Here is a 17,438-nt window from a genome sequence, read left to right on the forward strand (position 1 = left end):
CCCCGCTCCGAAAGGTCGCGCCCCCGTGCTCTCGCCGTACGCCGCCCACTTCGACACACCGCCCGGATACCTCGACTTCGCCCGGTTCGGTCCGCCCTCGCGGGACGTCGTCGCGGCCACCGGGCACGCCATGGAGGAGTCCGCCCGCGCGGACCACACCACCGTGGACTTGCTGATGCGCGCGGAGGCCACCGCGCGGGAGACCGCCGCCCGCCTCGCGGGCACCGACCCGGAACACACCGTCCTGCTCCCCAACACGTCCACCGGCCTGTTCCACGCGGCCCTCGGCGTCCCCGCGGGCGTGGTCCTCGCGGCGCGCACCGACTTCCCCGCCAATCACTATCCGTGGCGCCGCACGGCGGGCCTGGGCCGGGCCGAGCCGCGGTGGCTCGACCCCGTGCCGGGCGGCGGGGTGACGCCCGACCTGGTGCGCGAGTCGCTGACGGAGGAGGTCGTCGCGGTGTCGGTCAGTGCCGTGGACTTCCGCAGCGGGTTCCGTGCCGACCTGGCGGCGCTGCGTGAGGCGATCGGGCCGGACCGGCTGCTGGTCGTGGACGCCATCCAGGCCTTCGGGGTGACCGAGATGGCCTGGGACGCCGCCGACGTGCTGGTCGCGGGCGGCCAGAAATGGCTGCGCGCGGGGTGGGGCACCGGCTTCGCGACCCTGTCCGACCTGGCGCTGGACAGGCTGGAGCCCGTCCTCACCGGCTGGACGGGCGTGGAGGACATCGGCCTCTTCGACGGGGCGGACCACCCGCCCGCGGCGGACGCGCGCCGGTGGTCGGTGACCCATCTGAGCCCGGTGACGGCCGCCGCGTTCGCTGCCGCGCTCGGCCTGGTCGAGCGGTACACCGTCGCGGCGATCGAGGACGCGATCGCCGTGCGGGTCGCCGAGCTGGCGGAGGTGGTGGCGCGGCACGGCGGCCACGTCCTGTCCCCCGTGGACCCGGAGCGGCGGGCGGGCATCCTCGCCTTCACGCTGCCGGACGTCGATCCGTCGCTCGTCGGCAAGGCGCTGCACGCCGAGGGGGTGACGCCGACGGTGCGCGGCGACTCGCTCAGGCTCTCGCCGCACGCGTCGACGCCGGCGGAGACGGTGGAACGGGTCGCCGCGGCACTGTCCTCGCTGCGGCCGTGAGCCCGGGGCACGCCTAGGGGGTGTCCGCAAAGTCGCGTCGTCCGCCCGGAGGGCGGGCCGAGCGGCGTCCGGTGCGTGCTCTCGCCGTGCCGGACGGGCGCCCGCGTACTGGTTGTACGCGGGAGACCGGCCGGTGCGGCGAGAGGGCGTGCCGGGCGTCGGGCGGCAGACGGGACTTTGCGGACACGCCCTAGGGCAGGGGTGTGCCCCCGGTCGCGTTGAGGATCTCCGCCGTGATGAAGCTGGCCTGCTGGGAGGCGAGATAGACGTACGCCGGGGCCAGTTCGGCGGGCTGGGCCGGGCGGCCCATCGGGCTCTGCTTGCCGAACTCCGCGGTGTCCGGCATCGTCGCGGGGATCAGGGGCGTCCAGACCGGGCCGGGCGCCACGGCGTTGACGCGGATGCCCCGGTCGGCGACCATCTGGGCCAGCCCCTGGGTGAAGGTGACGATCGCGCCCTTCGTCATGGCGTAGTCCAGCAGGTGCGGACTGGGCTTGTACGCCTGGACGGACGTGGAGTTGATGACGCTGCCGCCTTCCGGGATGTGCGGCAGGGCGAACTTGGTCAGCCAGAACATGCCGTACAGGTTCGTCCGCAGGACGCGGTCGAACTGCTCGGTGCTGATGGCCTCGATGCCGTCCGGCTGGGACATCTGGTAGGCGGCGTTGTTCACCAGGATGTCGATCCGGCCGAACTCCTCGACCGCCCGGTCGACGAGCGCCCGGCAGTTGGCCTCCTCACGGATGTCGCAGGGGACGGCGACCGCCTTCCGGCCGGCGTCGTCCACCAGCCGGGCCGTCTCGCGTGCGTCCTCCGCCTCCTCGTCGAGGTGGGTGAAGAGCACGTCGGCGCCCTCGCGGGCGAAGGCCAGGGCGACCGCCCGGCCGATGCCGGAGTCGCCGCCCGTGATGACCGTCTTGCGCCCCTCTAGCCTGCCGGAGCCCTGGTACGACTCCTCGCCGTGGTCCGGCGGCGGGTCCATCGGCCCCGTCCAGCCGGGGTGGGACTGGTCCTGGTCGGGGAAGTCGGGCCGCGGGTGCTGCGTCGTGGGGTCCTGCTGCGCGTTCTGCCCGTCGCTCACGTCGGTCTCCTTGCTGGTCAGGCGATGAACCGGAGCATCGGGTTCCCGGATCTCACCGGACGAAAGCCCCCGGCCCGCTGGGCCGGGGGACGCATGGCGGGACGGGCGGTGCCGCGGCGTACTCGGGGGTCGGCCACGGCACCGCCCGGTGAGGGCGCCACCCTCGCGCGAAGGCGCCCTGTCCCAGAGGACCGCATTGCCCGCCACGGCGCCCGCATGCGGCGCCGAACGGGTGATCTTCGGCCTCCGGGTATGCCACCCCCTCAACGCCCTTCACTTTTTCTCCACTTGCCTACACCGCGTGTTCACCTTCGGTACGCTCCGGAGCCTGCACCGTCCGTACCGATGAGGGGGGAACCTCATGCGCATACGTCACACGGTGGCGGCCACCGCCGCCGCCACCGGGATCGTCACGGCCATCGCCGCCGCCCCGGCCCAGGCCGCCGAGTACTCCTCGGCACTGAAGATCAAGGGCGTCCAGTACGACGCGCCGGGCCGGGACGACAACCGCTGCAACGGCGGCAACACCCGGGACGAATACCTGACGATCAAGAACTACTCCAGCGGCACGACCGTCAACCTCAAGGGCTACGTGGTGAAGGACGCCGCCGGCAACCGGTACACCTTCACCATCAACCACTACCTCCAGCCCGGCGACTACGTCAGGCTGCGCGGTGGCCGCGGCACCGAGTCCGATGCGGGCAACGTCGCCTACCGGCAGAACTGCAACTTCATCTGGAACAACGACAAGGACACCATCTACCTCGTCAAGCCGTCCGGCGCCTACGCCGACGTGCACGCTTACACCAAGCGCGACAACGACCGGGACGGCAACGGGTACATCACCTATCACGGCTGAGCCGGTCGCGGCGCGTACGCGCTGATCACGTACTCGGCCTCGTCGTCGATCGCGTTGGTGTCCGGGTCCAGGGTGATCCGCTCGGGGCGGCCGTCGGGGGCGTAGTCGGCCTGGGCCGTGTCCGCGCCGTCGGTGCGGGCCCGGTCCAGGCGGGCCAGCAGGCCGCCGATCGTGGGGATGCGGTCGCCGGGGCCCTCCCGCAGGGCGCGGCGGCTGTCGGTGTCGAGGCCGACGGCCTTGGTCACCTTGCCGTCGCGGACCGAGACCTGGAAGGTGCCCCACAGCACGTCCTCGTGGGACTGGAGTGTGTAGTCGTAGGAGGCCGGCTCGCGCCACGCGGTGGCCGGCGCCGGCGCCGCCTCCGGTGGCTGCCGGTCGGCACAGGCGGTGGCGGTCCAGGAGAGTGCCGCGAGAAGCACGGCGGCGGAGGTCGTGGCACGGGTCCGGGAGCGGACGTCAGCCATGGCACCCCTTTCGGGAGCGAACAGGTCGAGTGGACACGTCGAGCGGACGAGTCGGGACTATGACGCCGCTTGGTCCCTGAACGTTCGCCGGGCGGTCAGGGGATTTCCAGCTCCGCCCAGATGATCTTCCCGTCGGCCGTGTAGCGCGCTCCCCAGCGGTGGGCCAGCTGCGCCACGAGGAACAGGCCCCGGCCGCCCTCGTCCGTGCTGCGGGCGTGGCGCAGGCGGGGGGCCGTACTGCTGGCGTCGGCGACCTCGCAGGTCAGGCGGGCGTCACGGAGCAGGCGGAGACGGATGGGCGGGGCGGCGTAGCGGATCGCGTTGGTGACGAGTTCGCTGACGATCAGTTCCATCGGCATGGACAGCTCGGTGAGGCCCCATGCCTCGACCTGGCGGGTGGCGGCGGCCCGGACGGTGCCGACGGCGGCGGGGTCGACGGGCACGTCCCACGAGACGACGCGGTCGGGGCCGAGGGCGTGGGTTCGCGCCAGGAGCAGTGCGATGTCGTCGGACTGGGGGCCGGGCACGAGGCGCTCGACTGCGTCGCGGCACAGGAGGCCGAGGGCGGCGCCGGGCCGGGCCAGTGCCTCGCCGAGCCGGGTCATGCCGCGCTCCATGTCGCGGTCGGCGCCGACGATCAGACCGTCCGTGTAGAGGCCGAGGAGGCTGCCGGGCGGCAGTTCGATCTCACCGGTCTCGAAGCCGAACCCGCCCAGCCCGAGTGGGGGGCCCGCGGGCGGTGCGGGGAAGTGGACGCGGCCGTCCGGTCCGACGACCACGGGCGGCGGATGCCCGGCCCGGGCCATCGCGCACCGCCGGGTGACGGGGTCGTACACGGCGTACAGGCAGGTCGCGCCGAGGAACGCGGACGTCCCGCGGTCGGTGCCCTCGTCGAGGGTCTCCTCCTCGCTGAGCCGGAGCACGAGGTCGTCGAGGTGGGCCAGCAGGTCGTCGGGCGGCAGCTCCATGTCGGCGAGGGTCTGGACGGCCGTACGCAGCCGGCCCATGGCCGCCGCCGCGGTGATGCCGTGCCCGACGACGTCGCCGACGACGAGCCCCACCCGCGCGCCGGACAGCGGCAGGACGTCGAACCAGTCGCCGCCGACCCCGCCGGTCGGGTCGGCGGGCAGATAGTGGGAGGCCACCTCCAGCGCGGTGCCGCCGCTCAGGGCGTGCGGCAGCAGGCTGCGCTGGAGGGTGACGGCGGCCTCGTGCTCGCGGGTGTAGCGGCGGGCGTTGTCGACGCACAGCGCCGCCCGGGCCACCAGTTCCTGCGCCACCAGGACGTCGTCGGGCTCGAAGGACACGGGGTTGAGCGAGCGGACGAAGGTGGCCAGACCCAGGGTGGTGTTGCGGGCCCGCATCGGCACGGCGAGGAGGGAGTGCAGGCCGAAGGTGCGGATGCCGCCGGTGGCCGCGGCGAGCGGTCCGGCCCACAGGTCGCCGTCCGGCTCCAGTACCGGGATCAGCGTCGGTTCCCCGGTGACCAGGCGGCTCAGGTCACGCGGCAGGGGGAAGGAGTCCACCCGCTCCCCGACCCGTGCCGTGGCCTCAGGGCAGCCCTCCCGCACCGAACTCATGCCGGCCCGGCACAGCACCGGCCGGGCCGGCGCCGGTCCCGCGTCGCTCAGCCACGCCCCGTGCCCGGCGGTGCTCAGCACGGGTTCGAGCAGGTCGACGACGACGAAGTCGGCGAAGCGGGGCACGGCGAAGTCGGCGAGTTCCTGGGCCGTGCGTCCCACGTCCAGGGTCCGGCCGATGCGGGTACCGGCCTCGCTGACCAGCGACAGCAGCTGGCGGGCGTTCCACCGCTCGGTGACGTCCAGGACCATGTAGCACACGCCGCTGACCGTGTCGTCCTCGTCCACCAGCGGGAAGAAGGAGGTCGAGTAGGCGTGCCGGCGGTGCGGGTCGGACCAGCTCCAGCCGGCGTACTCGTAGTCGGTGACGGGCTCGCCGGTCTCCAGGACCTTCCGCATCAGCCCTTCGAGGGTGTCCGTCTGCAGTCCGGGCAGCACCTCGCTGAGCCGGCGGCCCAGCCGCTGCTCGCGGGGCACGCCGCCGAGCCGTTCCAGGGTGTCGTTGAGCCATACGTAGCGCAGCTGCCGGTCCATGACCGCCATGCCGGCCGGCGAGCGGGTGAGGAAGCCGTCGAGGACCGACTCGCCGACCGACCAGCGCTGCCGCCGCTCGCGCGCGGAGAGCAGGAAACACTCGTCGCCCGCGAGGCGGAAGGCGGCCGACACCCTCAGGTCGGCGTCGACGCGGCGGCCGTCGCGGTGCCGCAGGGGGACGCTGCCGTTCCAGCCCATGCCGGTACGGCAGCGTTCGGCGACGGCGGCGACGCGTACGGGATCGTCGGAGACCGCCGCGAGGGGCGCCGCGGACCGGCCGACGACCTCGGGCGCGAGGTAGCCGAGGAGGTCCTCGGCGCCGCGCGTCCAGCCGAGGACGACGCCCTGCGCGGACAGGACGGCGGCCGCGTCCGTGGACGCGTCGAAGAGGTCGTGCGCTCCCGCCGACACGGGCGGATCGGAGCCGTTTCGCACCGGATTCATGAGTCCCGCCGTTGACCGGACTTACTGGAACTGCAGGGATGAGAGGGAACTACAGGACCTACACGCCTATGGTGCTGCTTGTCCGGCCGATGTGCACGGCCCCGCGGACCGGAGGGAGCATGGAAGGGCCGGGGCCACGGCCCGCAGGGCGGCGCCGGCGGGGGCCGGTGCGTCCGGCCGGCAGAGGAGGCCCAGGGATGACAGCCGAAGCGTTCCCGTCCGACAGCGATCCGTACAACGGCGGCCCGTACACCAGCGACCGGCGCCACACCGACCGGCACGGCGGCGACCCGCACGGCGGCGACCCGCACGCCGACGAGCGGCACCTCGGTGACCGGCTCACCGGCGACCCGTACAACTCCGACCCGCCGCGCCAGACCAGCCTGCTGGACGTGCTCAGCGTGGCCGCGCTGGTCCTCGACACCGACGGGCGCATCGTGTTCTGGACGCCGCAGGCGGAGGAGCTCTTCGGCTACTCGGCGACCGAGGCCCTCGGCAAGCCCGCGGCCCGGCTGATCATCCACCCGGAGCATCTGCACGGAGTCCTGAAGCTGTTCGCGGAGGTCCTGGAGACGGGCCGAAGCTGGGCCGGCGCGTTCCCCGTCCGGCACAAGGACGGCAGCACGCGGCTGATGGAGTTCCGCAACATGCGGCTGCTGGACGACCTCGGGGACGTCTACGCCCTGGGCCTGGCCGCCGACCACAACCTGCTGCAGCGCGTCGAGACCGACCTGGCGCTGTGCGAGCGGCTGATCAACCAGTCCCCCATCGGTCTCGCCCTGCTCGACCCCGAACTGCGGTATCTGCTGGTCAATCCGGCGCTGGAGCGGATCGACGGCATCCCGGCCGAGGACCACGTGGGCCGGCACCTGCGGGAGACGCTGCCCTTCCCGGACGTGGACACCGTGGAATCGGCGCTGCGGCAGGTGCTCACCACCGGTACGCCGCTGCTCGACCAGTACCACGTGGGCCGGCCCCGCTCCGATCCCGAGCAGGAGCGGGCCTGGTCGCTGTCGTTCTACCGGCTGGAGGACCCCGGCGGGCGGGTGCTCGGCGCGGCCACCTCCGTCGTCGACGTCACCGAGCGGCACCGGGTGGCCGCCGAGGCGGACCGGGCCCGCCGCCGGCTCGCCCTGATCGCCGACGCCTCCACCCGCGTCGGCACCACGCTGGAGGTGGAGCAGACCGCCGCGGAGCTGGCCGAGATCACCAGCCGGGAACTCGCGGACGTGGTCGCCGTGGACGTCCTCGACTCCGCCCTGGCCTGCCGCCGGGTCCGCGAGCCGGACAACGGCCCGGAGCTGTTCCGGGCGCTCGCCCTGAAGGCGGCCCACCCCACCGTCGCGCTGAGCGCCGCCGACGCGCCCGGCGAAGTGGCCGCCTACGAGGGCGACCGGCTGGTCACGCTGTGCGTCCACACCGGCCGCCCGGTGCTGGTACGGCATGTCGACGAGCGCGACCTGCCGCGCATCGCCCGGGACGCGGAGGGCGCCGCGCTGCTGGCGCGGGCCGGTGTCCACTCGTATCTCGCCGTGCCGCTGATCGCCCACGGCGAGGTGCTGGGCGCGCTCGATCTCAAGCGCACCCGCAATCCGGTGCCGTTCGACGAGGACGACGTCGTGCTGGCGGGCGAGCTGGCGAGCCGGGCCGCGATCGCCATCGACAACGCCCGCTGGTTCCAGAGCGTGCGCAACACGGCCCTGACGCTGCAGCGCAGTCTGCTGCCCGACCATCCGCCCCACCACACGGGTCTGGAGCTGGCCTCGCGCTACCAGCCGGCGCAGGCCACCAGCGAGGTGGGCGGCGACTGGTACGACGTACTGCGCCTGGAAAACGACAAGACGGCCCTGGTGGTCGGCGACGTGATGGGCAACGGCATCGACGCCGCCGCCACGATGGGCCGGCTGCGCACCGCCACGTGCGCGTACGCGGATCTCGACCTGCATCCGGGTGAGGTGCTCCAGCACCTCGACAAGATCACCTGCGATCTGGAGCACTACATCGTGACCTGCCTGTACGCCGTGTTCGACCCGCGGACACGGCAGTGCTGCATCGCCAACGCGGGCCACATGCCGCCCGCGCTGGCCCGCGTGGGCGAGCCCCCGAGGCTGCTGGAGCTGCCTTCGGGGGCACCGCTGGGCGTCGGCGGGATCCGGTTCGAGACGGCGACGGTCGATCTCGTGCCCGGCGATGTGCTCGTGCTCTACACCGACGGTCTCGTCGAGACCCGGCAGCATCCCATCGACGAGCGGCTGAACGCGCTGCTCGGCTTCCTCGACGAGCCGGAGCGGTCCCTGGAGGAGACCTGCGACCTGCTGCTGTACGGCCTGCGCCACCCCGACGACCACGACGACGTGGCGCTGCTGGTGGCGCGGGCCGTGTAGTCAGCCCTCACGCGTCACGTGTAGCTGGGCACCAGCCAGCGTGCGCGGTAGTAGGCCGCGTAGGCCTCCTTCCACGAGTAGCTGTTGCGGCCGCTCGCGTCCACGAAGTCGATCACCGGCGTGGTCCAGCCGCTCCAGGCATCGCTGCCGGACGGGGGGTGACAGTTGTCGGTCTTGTTCGGGTCCCGCTGCACGCAGACGGTGGCGACCCGGCCGGTCGCCGGGTCGTTGCCCACCGACTTCACCATGCTGTACCGGTTGACCTGCGACTCGTTCGGATAGTCGGTGCACCAGTGCGAGGCGTCGGGCCCCAGTTCCGCCGTGGTCGGCCAACGGCTGCCGGCGTAGCAGGCGCTCTGGCCACTCTTGGAGAACTGCACCGCGCCGGCGTTGGCCGACACCCACAGCCGGTCCGGGTCGCCGTACACGGGCGCGATGTCGTGCCCGTAGGCCGGGCTCGTGCCGTTCTTCGGCAGGGCGTAGGAGTTTTCCTTCTGCAGCTTCCCGTCGGCGGTGAGGCTGTAGCGCACCAGCTGCGTGTCGCCGATCGCCCAGAGGGAGTTCATCGTGTCGTCCCACAGCACCTGGTGGGCGCCCGCGAGCGGCTCGCTGTCGTACGGGGTCTGCCAGGCGCTCGGGCTGTTGCCGGGCGCGCCCTGCGCCGCGGTGTAGAGGCGCACGGAGGCCGTGCCGACCTCGGCGACGGCCACACTGCCGTTGGGCAGCAGTTCGACCCCGTGCAGATTGACGCTGTGGCCGACATTGATCGCCCAGCGGTATCCGGACAGCGCCGGGAACGGGATGACGCCGACGAACCCGCTGTTGCCGTCGCCCATCACCATCAGCCGGCTGCTGAGCGATCCGCTGGAGCTGTACGCGCCCAGGGGCCGCAGCTTGAACTCGGTGCCGCCGCCGAAGGTGCCGCCGGGCACGGTGGACGTGCCGCTGACCAGAGAGGAGTCCAGGATCGCGTGGTAGGCGTCCGGGAGCCAGCGCTGGTACGGCCCCGAGGCCGCCCACACCGCCGGGTTGGTGGTGTCGTAGAACTCCAGCGTCGGGCTGGTGGCGGGGTAGCCGCCGTAGTCCGCCGCGTAGTTGTCCCCCGCCATGAGCGCGGTCGCGCCCGCGTTGAACTCCACCTCGAGGGTGGGCGTGAAGTAGGCGAGGTTGCACGCGTAGTCGGCGGAGTCGGGGTTCATGGAGCAGAAGTCCTTGTAGGCCTTGCTGTCCAGTTCGCCCGCGGAGAGCTGCATGCCGTAGTTGGGCAGCGTGCCCTGGGCCCAGGCGTTGACCATCGACGTCACGTCGATGCGGCGCAGGCCGTTCGACTGGTCGGGGTCGGTCCGGTTGGGGACGTCGGGGCAGTTGGGGTGGCCGATGCCGAAGTTGGCCGAGGCCTGGTAGCCGGCGGTGACGCCGGGCTTGTTGGCCCAGGTGAGGGTCGACTGGTTCCAGGACGAGGCGACCGGGTCGACGTACATCCACCAGCCGTCGCAGGAGCCGGTGTAGGAGTCGTAGAGCCGCAGCTTGGCGCTCTTGATGCTGGCGCCGCGCAGCTTGGAGACGTCGAACTGGAGGTAACTGCGGTACTTGGTCGTGCCGTTGTCCGGGGTGCCGATGTGCAGCACGGCGCCGGCCGAGTGGTCGCGTGCGTCCGTGCTGCTGACGTAGGTGTCCTGGACGCGCGTGATGATGTTGCGCGGCCCGCTCTGCACGATCGGCGACAGGCCCTGGGGAGTGGTGTACGCGGCGGCGGTCTGCCGCTCGGGGGTGCCGGTGCCGGCTGCTTCCTCGCCCCGGGCTGTGCCGGGCCCGCTGAGCGCGAGCGCGGCCCAGACGGCCGCGGCGAGCCCGGCGACGGCGGCCCGTACCCGGACTTGTCGGTAGGTCACGTGGGTTCTTCTCCTGTGCTGGGTCAGTGCAGTGAGCGGGCCGTCCGGGCGCCGTGGCGTCCGGGCGGCCCGCTCGGGGTCTGTCAGAAGTGCGGGTCGAGCAGCGATCCGAAGGTGACGTCCCCGGCGTCCAGCTGGAACGACGGGTCGTTCAGGGTGGCCGGGGAGCTGCCCGCCTTGTCCAGCGTCGAAGTCTGCTGGTAGGAGTAATCGTGCGGGCGGATGCAGTCCGTCCAGGTGTACGTGCCCGCGGCGAGGTAGATGTCGCGGCTCGGATAGCGGCTGTTGTTGAGGATCTGGGTCCAGGTGTAGGTGCCGGAGCTCAGGTACAGCGTCCGGGTGGTGCACGCGTCGGCGTCGGTCTCGCGCGGGATCCCGTCCACCCACACGGTCCTGGTGTTGTACGCCGTGGACGCGGCACTCGCCGGAGCGCTCGCGAGCGACACGGCCGCGGTTGCCACGGCTGCGACAGCTGCCAACTTGCCGAACTTGCGGAGCATCTGGTGTCTCCTCAGGCTGGGATGTGCGCCCGACCGGCGCTGCGCCACCATAGCAACGGATTTCACTTTAGTGAAAGCTCGTTTTCTGAGTTAGCCGCAGAACTGGCCGCGCAACCAGGCGACTTGAGATCTCCACCTGCACTCGACTCGCCTTCGAGAGCACTTTTATATGGTGGACCCGGGTCAGGTGTCGCCCCCGGCCCGTCGACGGCCCGGCCGTGGGCGAAGGCGCGGGATAATGCCGGCACGGCAGGCGGCGTCGAGAGGTGAGCGAGCGTGAGTGAGACGGAAGGGCGGCGGCTGGCCGACCGCCTCGAGTACCTCTTCGAGCATGTCCAGCCGCTCGGCAGACGCCACACCCTTCAGGAAGTCGTCGACGGCATCAACGGGGGCGACGAGCCGGGCGGCGCCTCCCTCTCGGTGGGCCGGCTGTCGATGCTGATGAACGGCAAGGCACCCAACCCCACCATCGGCACCCTGCGCGCGCTCGCCGCGTTCTTCGGCGTCCCGGTCGGCTACTTCGTCGACGACGCCGTCGCCGACCGGACCATGGCCCAGCTCGCCCTCATCACCGCCATGCGCAACAACGACGTCAAGGCGGTCGCCCTGCGCGCGGCCGCGGTGGCCACCCTCTCCGCCCACGGGCTCGACGTGGTGCGGGGCCTCGTCGAGCAGGCCGGGGAGGAGGCGCGGCGGGCGGAGGGCCCGAAGAGCTAGGGTGCACCGTCGAGCGACCCAGGGCGCGGGAGGGACACGGTGCGGGACGGCGCGCGGGGCCGGGAGGAGTCCTGCTCCGCACCGCGGGCCCCACGACGGCGGCCCGCGGCCCCTGAGGCCCCCTTGCGTCCCTCCGCTAACATGATCGAACTCGTACCGATCAACCCGAAATCCGACAAATCGGCTGAATGAATTGATATCGCTAACATCGCGGGAGCTTCCGCGGATCAACCGAAGAAACGCGCTGTGGATCGCGGCGGGCGTGGTGGCCCTCGGGTTCCTCATCGCCCTGGAGATCGCCGCACGGCACTACGGCGTCCGCGGACCGATCACCAACCAGGTACGGGAGGTGATCTTCCCTCCCAAGTCGGGACCGCTGCTGTACGCCAGCATGGCGCTGATGATGGTGGTGCTGACCTGGCGGCAGCGTTTCGTGGCGGCCGGTGTCGCGGTCGGCATCGACACCGTCTTCGCCCTCGTGCGGTGGGTGTTCGACATCCACACGCCCCACGGGCACGGCTTCGGCAACGGCGCCCTGCTGGTGATCCTCGGGTGTGCGGTCATCGCCGTCACCCGCCGCACCGGCCAGGACCGCGTCCTGCTGCTGAAGGGGGTCGGCCTTGGCCTGCTGCTGGTCGCGGGCCGCAAGACCGGCGACGCGTGGCTGCTGATCACCTCCAAGACCCGCCCGCTGGTGCTCGACCCGTACGTGGCGACCGCCGACCACGCGCTGGGCGATCCGTCGTGGCTGGTCGGGCGGGCCGTCCGGGCCACCGGCACGGTGGGCGCGCACGTCCTGGACTACGTGTACATCCAGCTCGCGGTGGCCGCGGTGGTCGTCGCGCTGTACCAGCTGCGGCACGTGGCGGACGAGCGCCGCTTCCCGCGCCACCACCTGGTGCGGACCTTCCTGGTGATCGGGCTCCTCGGGCCGGGCATCTACATGCTCTTCCCGACGGTCGGCCCGATCTTCGTCTACGGCGCCGACGGCGGGCACTGGGCGATCGCGAACCTGTGGCCGGAGACGGCACCCGTGCTGCAGACCCCGCACGCCATACCGTTCGACGAGATCACCCCGCGCAACTGCATGCCCAGCCTGCACACGGCCTGGGCCACGACGATCTTCGTCCACTCCCGCAGGGGCCCGCGCCTGCTGCGGTTCGCCGGCACGTTCTGGCTGATCGCCACGCTCGGCGCGACGCTGGGCTTCGGCTACCACTACGGCGTGGACCTCATCGCCGGTGTCGTCTTCGCGCTGACGATCGAGGCGGGCCTGCGCTCGCTCGCCCGCGGCTGGGACCGTGCGGGGATCCAGCTGGTCGCGTACGGCACCGTGGTCTTCACCGCCCTGCTGGTGTCCTACCGCTACCTGCCGATGGAGATGGCCCGCCTTCCCTGGGTCTTCGGGCCGCTGCTCGTCCTGGCGATGGTCTCGGTGATCTACGGCTACGCGCGCACCACCCGGCTCTGGGAGCCGGTGTCCGCACCGGCGCAGCCGGCGGAAGCACAGCCCGCGCTGGCGTGACCCGGGAGCACCGGCCTGTGGGACGGCCGGCGTCGGGACGCCCGTGCCGTCCCGACGCCGGCTGACGCCGGCCCGGCGCCCCGTCCCGTCCCGCCCCGTCAGGTGTCCTGCCGCCCGGCCCGCACGGCCGCCGCGAGTCCGTTCAGCCGCAGCCGGGTGGCTCCCCGCAGATGCGGCAGGTCGTGCGCCGGCTCCTCGGACGGGGTAAGGAAGGCCGCCTGCTCGGTCCAGCGCAGCCGGGTGCCGCCGCCCTCCGGGCGCAGCTCGACGGTCACCAGCGAGGTCCAGCGCAGCAGGTCGTTCACGGTGGACGTGTACGTGTAGACGATCCGCGCCGCGCTGGTGATGTCGAGATAGCGGGACGCGTACGCGAGGCGCTCGGGCGGCGCGTCCGGCACCGGGAACTCACTGGTCGCCGTCTCGCCGCCGGGCACCGCGAAGTCGTGCCGGTACGACAGCTCACGTCCCGGCAGCCGGAACCACCGGCGGCGCAGCGGTGTGTCGGCGAAGGCCTCGAACACCGTCTCCGGCGGCGCCGGGAGCTCCAGGCCGACCGTGAAGCTGTCGTGCCGGACCTCCGGCACCGTGCCCGTTCCGGGGGTGATCATGTCGTCCTCACTTCGCGTCATGGCGGACCGCCGGGCGATCAGCTCCCGTACGGCCGGTGCCACCGTGTCCTGTGCCATGGGTTGCGCGGAGACCACCTGCCGGTCTCCTCACCGAGGGGGCGCCAGGATCGCATGCGGGGCCGGGCGGCCGCCATGTCCCCGGCGGGCGGCGGATATCGGGTGCCGTGGCGGCGCGGGAGGTGCAGACTCCTTCCATGGTCGACATACAGGGGTTCCGGGACGCCGTCACCCGCTGGGCGGACGGTGGTCCCGGCGATCCGGCGGGCGTGCTCGCCGCGCAACCGGGCGTGCGGACCGTGGTGTTGGTGGAGGGGCTGAGCGACCTCGCGGCCGTGGAGACGCTGGCCGCCCGGCGCGGCCGGGACCTCGCCGCCGAGGGGGTGTGCGTGGTGTCGATGGGCGGGGCGATGAACATCGGCCGCTACGCCGGGCTGCTGGGTCCGCCCGGGCTCGGGCTGCGGCTGACGGGGCTGTGCGACGTACGCGAACAGCCGTACTACGAGCGGGGGCTGAAGCGGGCGGGGGCCTCGCAGGAGGGCTTCTTCGTGTGCGTGTCGGACCTGGAGGACGAGCTGATCCGGGCGTTGGGCACGCCGCGGGTGGAGGAGATCGTGGGGGCCGAGGGCGACCTGCGGGCCTGGCTGACGTTCCTGCGCCAGCCCGCCCAGCACGGCCGGGCCCGCGAGCAGCAGTTGCGGCGCTTCCTCGGCACGAAGAAGGGCCGCAAGATCCGCTACGGCCATCTCCTGGTCGACGCCCTGGAGCCCGGGCAGGTGCCGGCGCCGCTCGACGATCTCCTGGCGAGCGTGTGACCGCCGGCCCCGGGCCGGCCAGCCCGGGGTGGGCCCACGGCGAGCCGGTCGTGGCGGCTCGCCGTGGGGTCGGTCGGTCAGGGACGGGTGCCGGTCACGGGAACTGGATCACCTTGGACGGGACGGTGCTCGTCCCCGAGGTGGGGGCGCCGGTGTCGTTGACGACGTGGGCGTACTGACCCATGCCGCCGAGGGAGATCACCAGCAGGTCGTGCATCTTGATGCCCGGCTTGACGGGCACCTGGAAGCCGTGGGCCTGCACGATCGACGGGTCGGCCGTGTAGTTGCAGTAGCTGCCCAGGCCCCAGGCCTCGTGGGTGGTGACGGTGTCGGCGACCTTGTAGGCCGCGTAGCCGGTGATGCCGTCGTGGGTGATGGCGGCGGCGTTCGGGGCGTCGTAGGCCTTCTCGTTCTGGAAGAAGATGGTCCGGCCGCGTTCGCCGCTCCAGTAGACGTCGTACTTGTTGAAGTGCTCCACGAAAAGGCCGGTGGCGAGGACGTCGTTGCCGTTGACGCGCAGGCCGTAGTCGGCGCGGTTGGTGTCCCAGCCGACGCCGCTGCCGTGGTCGGCGCGCCAGATCCAGGTGTGGTCGATGACGGTGTTGTTGCTGTTGACCACCACGGAGTTGGTGGCGAGGCCGGGTCCGGCGCCGCCGATGCGGATGAACACGTCCTGCATCGTGGTGGGGTTGGCGGAGTGGTCGGCCGTCGCGCCCGGGGTGCCGATGCGCAGCAGCGTGTCGGAGTTGACCGGGCCCGCGTCGATGAGGAACCCGGCGAGCCGTACGCCGTCCACGTCGGCGACGTGCATCGCGTCGACGCCGTTGTCCGGGACGAGCGTGGCCAGGCCGAGGCCGAGGACGACGGTGTCGGCGCGGTTGACCTCGATCGTCCGGTCGAGGTGGTAGACACCGGGCGTGAACAGCAGGTTCAGGCCCTGGGCGAGCGCCTGGTTGATGGTGGCCGCGGTCGCGCCCGGCTTGACGACGTAGAACTGGTCGAGCGGGATCGACGTGCCCGCGTTGGCCGGCCAGGAGACGCCGCGCGCGTTGGTGCGCTTGGCCGGGACGAACACCTTGTAGGCGGAGCCGTCGAGGTAGAGGAAGGGCTTCTCGCGGGAGACGGGGGTGGTGTCCAGCGTGGTGTACGGGCCGCTGTCGAAGTTGGTGGCCGGTGCGCCCTGGACGCCTGTGAAGGTCATGTTCCACACGCCGTTGGTCCAGCCGCCGACGGAGCTGTCGCGGGTGTACCACTGCTGCTGGGAGTACGGCCCGACGGTGCCGTCGATCTTGGAGTCGGCGATGTAGCCGCCGGAGGCCCAGCCGTAGCCGTTCGGCGCCAGGTTGAGGCCGCCCTTGACGTGGATACGGCGGAATGGCGCGGCCTGGGCCACGGCCCAGCGGTCGGTGCCGTTGGACGGGGTGATGGCGAGGTTCTCCGCCGAACGCCAGAAGTTCTGGGTGGCGTTGCCGTTGAACCAGCCCGCGTCGACGGTGATGTCCCCGTTGATCTGGGTGTCGTCGGGGTTCAGGCCGAGGCCGGAGACGGAGGTGTAGAAGCCGAGCTGGGCGTTGATGCCGTTGTACGTGCCCGGCTTGAGCAGGAACTGGTAGCGGCCGCTGCCGAACTGGGCCGACTCCTGCTGGGCGAAGACCTGGTCGAACTTCTGCTGGAGATTGGGGGTCGAGGGGTCGACGACGATGACGTTCGGACCGAGGTCGCCGCCGCCCTGGACGGGCGGCACGCCGGTGCCGGTGGTGTGCACGGCGACCTCCCAGAGGGAGTATCCGTAGCCGGTTCCGCGGGCGGTGCCGTAGATCCGGACGTACCGGCCGGAGCCGCTCACATCGTAGGAGGCCGTGCCGCCGGTCGCGCCGGTGACGCTCTTCAGCGTGGTCCAGCTCTGTCCGTCGGCGGAGGCCTGGATCTGGAAGTCCTTGCCGTACGCGGCTTCCCAGTTGAGGTCGACCTTGCACAGGGTCTGCACCGAGCCGAGGTCGACCTGCAGCCACTGCGGGTCGGCGGGCTGGCTGGACCAGCGGGTCGTGGTGCTGCCGTCGAAGGCGGCCGAGGCGGGGGTGCCGGCGTTCTCGGTGGAGGACGCCGAGGCGGGCCTGCCCTGTGCGGCGTTGGCCGTGCCGCAGCCGGTCTGGGTACCGCCGGCGGTGCCGAACACCTGGAACTCCCAGAGCGAGTAGCCCCAGGTAGTGGCGCGGTGGACACCGAGCATACGCACGTAGCGGCCCTGGCCGCTGACGTCGAGGGTGTCGATGCCGCCGTCGCCGCCGGTGACGGACTTCAGGTCGGTCCAGGTGCTGCCGTCGTTCGAGATCTGGACCTTGTAGTCCTTGCCGTAGGCGGCCTCCCAGTTGAGGACGACCTGGGTGACGGAGGCGCTCGCGCCGAGGTCGACCTGGAGCCACTGGTTGTCGGAGGCGGCCGAAGACCAGCGGGTCGCGGTGCTGCCGTCGACGGCGCCGGCGGCGGGGGTGCCGGCGTTCTCCGTCGAGGAGGCGGTCGCCGACTTCCCCTGCGACAAGGGGGTTTCGGCCGCGGCGGCCGGTGTGGTCGTGAGCGGCAGGGCGGTCAGCGCGGCCGTGACGGCGAGCGCGGCGCCCAGGGATCTGAGTCTCATACGGGTCCCTGCGGGGTGGGGTGGGCGATGGCATGGGGAGCCACCGCATGCTTAGTTCAAGGCGTGAGTTAACTAGTGATTTCCGGTGCATGACAAGCCCTCGGCACCGACGAAACCGCCGTACCCCTGCAAGAGATAAACACTTAAATCAAGCTCGAAGAAAAATGTGTTCACCTCCTTGACCGTGCCATGGCCTGGGGGCATGGTCGGAGAGCGCTCCCGCCCTCGTGGCCATGGACGGCTC

General features: G+C 72.0%; 13 protein-coding genes. 6 read left to right on the forward strand and 7 right to left on the reverse strand.

Features of this window, described 5'->3' with window-relative positions:
* Positions 1–25: 25 nt before the first annotated feature.
* Entirely contained in the window at positions 26–1,138 is a 1,113-nt protein-coding gene (locus IE308_RS10750; RefSeq protein ID WP_190217691.1) for an aminotransferase class V-fold PLP-dependent enzyme, read from the forward strand.
* A gap of 190 nt (positions 1,139–1,328) precedes the next feature.
* On the opposite strand, the gene IE308_RS10755 is transcribed toward IE308_RS10750, so the two are convergent.
* Positions 1,329–2,219, reverse strand: a complete 891-nt coding sequence (locus tag IE308_RS10755) for an SDR family oxidoreductase (protein WP_190217692.1) — start codon at positions 2,217–2,219, stop codon at positions 1,329–1,331.
* A gap of 361 nt (positions 2,220–2,580) precedes the next feature.
* On the opposite strand from IE308_RS10755, the gene IE308_RS10760 reads away from it, so the two are divergent.
* A complete protein-coding gene (locus IE308_RS10760) occupies positions 2,581–3,078 on the forward strand; it encodes a lamin tail domain-containing protein (RefSeq protein WP_190217693.1) in 498 nt (165 codons plus the stop codon).
* Here IE308_RS10760 and IE308_RS10765 read toward each other — a convergent pair.
* On the reverse strand, positions 3,069–3,542 hold the full coding sequence (locus tag IE308_RS10765; RefSeq protein WP_190217694.1) for a DUF6174 domain-containing protein: 474 nt from the start codon (positions 3,540–3,542) through the stop codon (positions 3,069–3,071). The two genes, IE308_RS10760 and IE308_RS10765, sit on opposite strands and share 10 nt — an antisense overlap.
* Before the next feature lie 95 nt (positions 3,543–3,637).
* Positions 3,638–6,100 (reverse strand): SpoIIE family protein phosphatase, encoded by a 2,463-nt coding sequence (locus IE308_RS10770; RefSeq protein WP_190217695.1) that lies wholly within the window; start codon positions 6,098–6,100, stop codon positions 3,638–3,640.
* 197 nt (positions 6,101–6,297) lie between these two features.
* Here IE308_RS10770 and IE308_RS10775 point away from each other — a divergent pair, with 197 nt between their 5' ends.
* Positions 6,298–8,484: a SpoIIE family protein phosphatase gene (locus IE308_RS10775; RefSeq protein ID WP_190217696.1), complete on the forward strand. Its 2,187-nt coding sequence runs from the start codon at positions 6,298–6,300 to the stop codon at positions 8,482–8,484.
* Positions 8,485–8,498: 14 nt separating this feature from the next.
* Here the strand turns inward: IE308_RS10775 and IE308_RS10780 are convergent, their stop codons facing one another.
* Positions 8,499–10,376 carry a DUF6528 family protein gene (locus IE308_RS10780; RefSeq protein ID WP_190217697.1) on the reverse strand — a complete coding sequence of 626 codons (1,878 nt, stop codon included), beginning with the start codon at positions 10,374–10,376 and terminating at the stop codon, positions 8,499–8,501.
* Positions 10,377–10,459: 83 nt separating this feature from the next.
* Positions 10,460–10,876, reverse strand: coding sequence for a hypothetical protein (locus tag IE308_RS10785; RefSeq protein ID WP_190217698.1), 417 nt, complete (start codon positions 10,874–10,876; stop codon positions 10,460–10,462).
* 276 nt (positions 10,877–11,152) lie between these two features.
* Between IE308_RS10785 and IE308_RS10790 the strand changes: the two genes are divergently transcribed.
* Together IE308_RS10790 and IE308_RS10795 are read left to right on the forward strand one after the other, a co-directional pair.
* Positions 11,153–11,593, forward strand: a complete 441-nt coding sequence (locus tag IE308_RS10790; RefSeq protein WP_190217699.1) for a helix-turn-helix domain-containing protein — start codon at positions 11,153–11,155, stop codon at positions 11,591–11,593.
* Positions 11,594–11,819: 226 nt separating this feature from the next.
* Positions 11,820–13,118, forward strand: coding sequence for a phosphatase PAP2 family protein (locus tag IE308_RS10795; protein WP_373314500.1), 1,299 nt, complete (start codon positions 11,820–11,822; stop codon positions 13,116–13,118).
* Between the two features lie 98 nt (positions 13,119–13,216).
* Here the strand turns inward: IE308_RS10795 and IE308_RS10800 are convergent, their stop codons facing one another.
* Positions 13,217–13,822: an SRPBCC domain-containing protein gene (locus tag IE308_RS10800; protein WP_229908822.1), complete on the reverse strand. Its 606-nt coding sequence runs from the start codon at positions 13,820–13,822 to the stop codon at positions 13,217–13,219.
* A 119-nt stretch (positions 13,823–13,941) separates the two neighbouring features.
* Between IE308_RS10800 and IE308_RS10805 the strand changes: the two genes are divergently transcribed.
* Positions 13,942–14,559, forward strand: a complete 618-nt coding sequence (locus IE308_RS10805) for a TOPRIM nucleotidyl transferase/hydrolase domain-containing protein (RefSeq protein WP_190217701.1) — start codon at positions 13,942–13,944, stop codon at positions 14,557–14,559.
* A gap of 94 nt (positions 14,560–14,653) precedes the next feature.
* On the opposite strand, the gene IE308_RS10810 is transcribed toward IE308_RS10805, so the two are convergent.
* Positions 14,654–17,194 carry a discoidin domain-containing protein gene (locus IE308_RS10810; protein WP_190217702.1) on the reverse strand — a complete coding sequence of 847 codons (2,541 nt, stop codon included), beginning with the start codon at positions 17,192–17,194 and terminating at the stop codon, positions 14,654–14,656.
* Between the last annotated feature and the right edge of the window lie 244 nt (positions 17,195–17,438).

It is taken from the genome of Streptomyces griseosporeus (assembly GCF_014656055.1).
GTDB classification, from domain to species: domain Bacteria; phylum Actinomycetota; class Actinomycetes; order Streptomycetales; family Streptomycetaceae; genus Streptomyces; species Streptomyces griseosporeus.

What these genes read in the sequence shown, in the direction of transcription:
- IE308_RS10760 (WP_190217693.1), top strand. Translation starts at nt 2,581, where the DNA reads ATGCGCATACGTCACACGGTGGCGGCCACCGCCGCCGCCACCGGGATC.
- IE308_RS10765 (WP_190217694.1), bottom strand. Translation starts at nt 3,542, where the DNA reads ATGGCTGACGTCCGCTCCCGGACCCGTGCCACGACCTCCGCCGCCGTG.
- IE308_RS10770 (WP_190217695.1), bottom strand. Translation starts at nt 6,100, where the DNA reads ATGAATCCGGTGCGAAACGGCTCCGATCCGCCCGTGTCGGCGGGAGCG.
- IE308_RS10775 (WP_190217696.1), top strand. Translation starts at nt 6,298, where the DNA reads ATGACAGCCGAAGCGTTCCCGTCCGACAGCGATCCGTACAACGGCGGC.
- IE308_RS10785 (WP_190217698.1), bottom strand. Translation starts at nt 10,876, where the DNA reads ATGCTCCGCAAGTTCGGCAAGTTGGCAGCTGTCGCAGCCGTGGCAACC.
- IE308_RS10805 (WP_190217701.1), top strand. Translation starts at nt 13,942, where the DNA reads ATGGTCGACATACAGGGGTTCCGGGACGCCGTCACCCGCTGGGCGGAC.
- IE308_RS10810 (WP_190217702.1), bottom strand. Translation starts at nt 17,194, where the DNA reads ATGAGACTCAGATCCCTGGGCGCCGCGCTCGCCGTCACGGCCGCGCTG.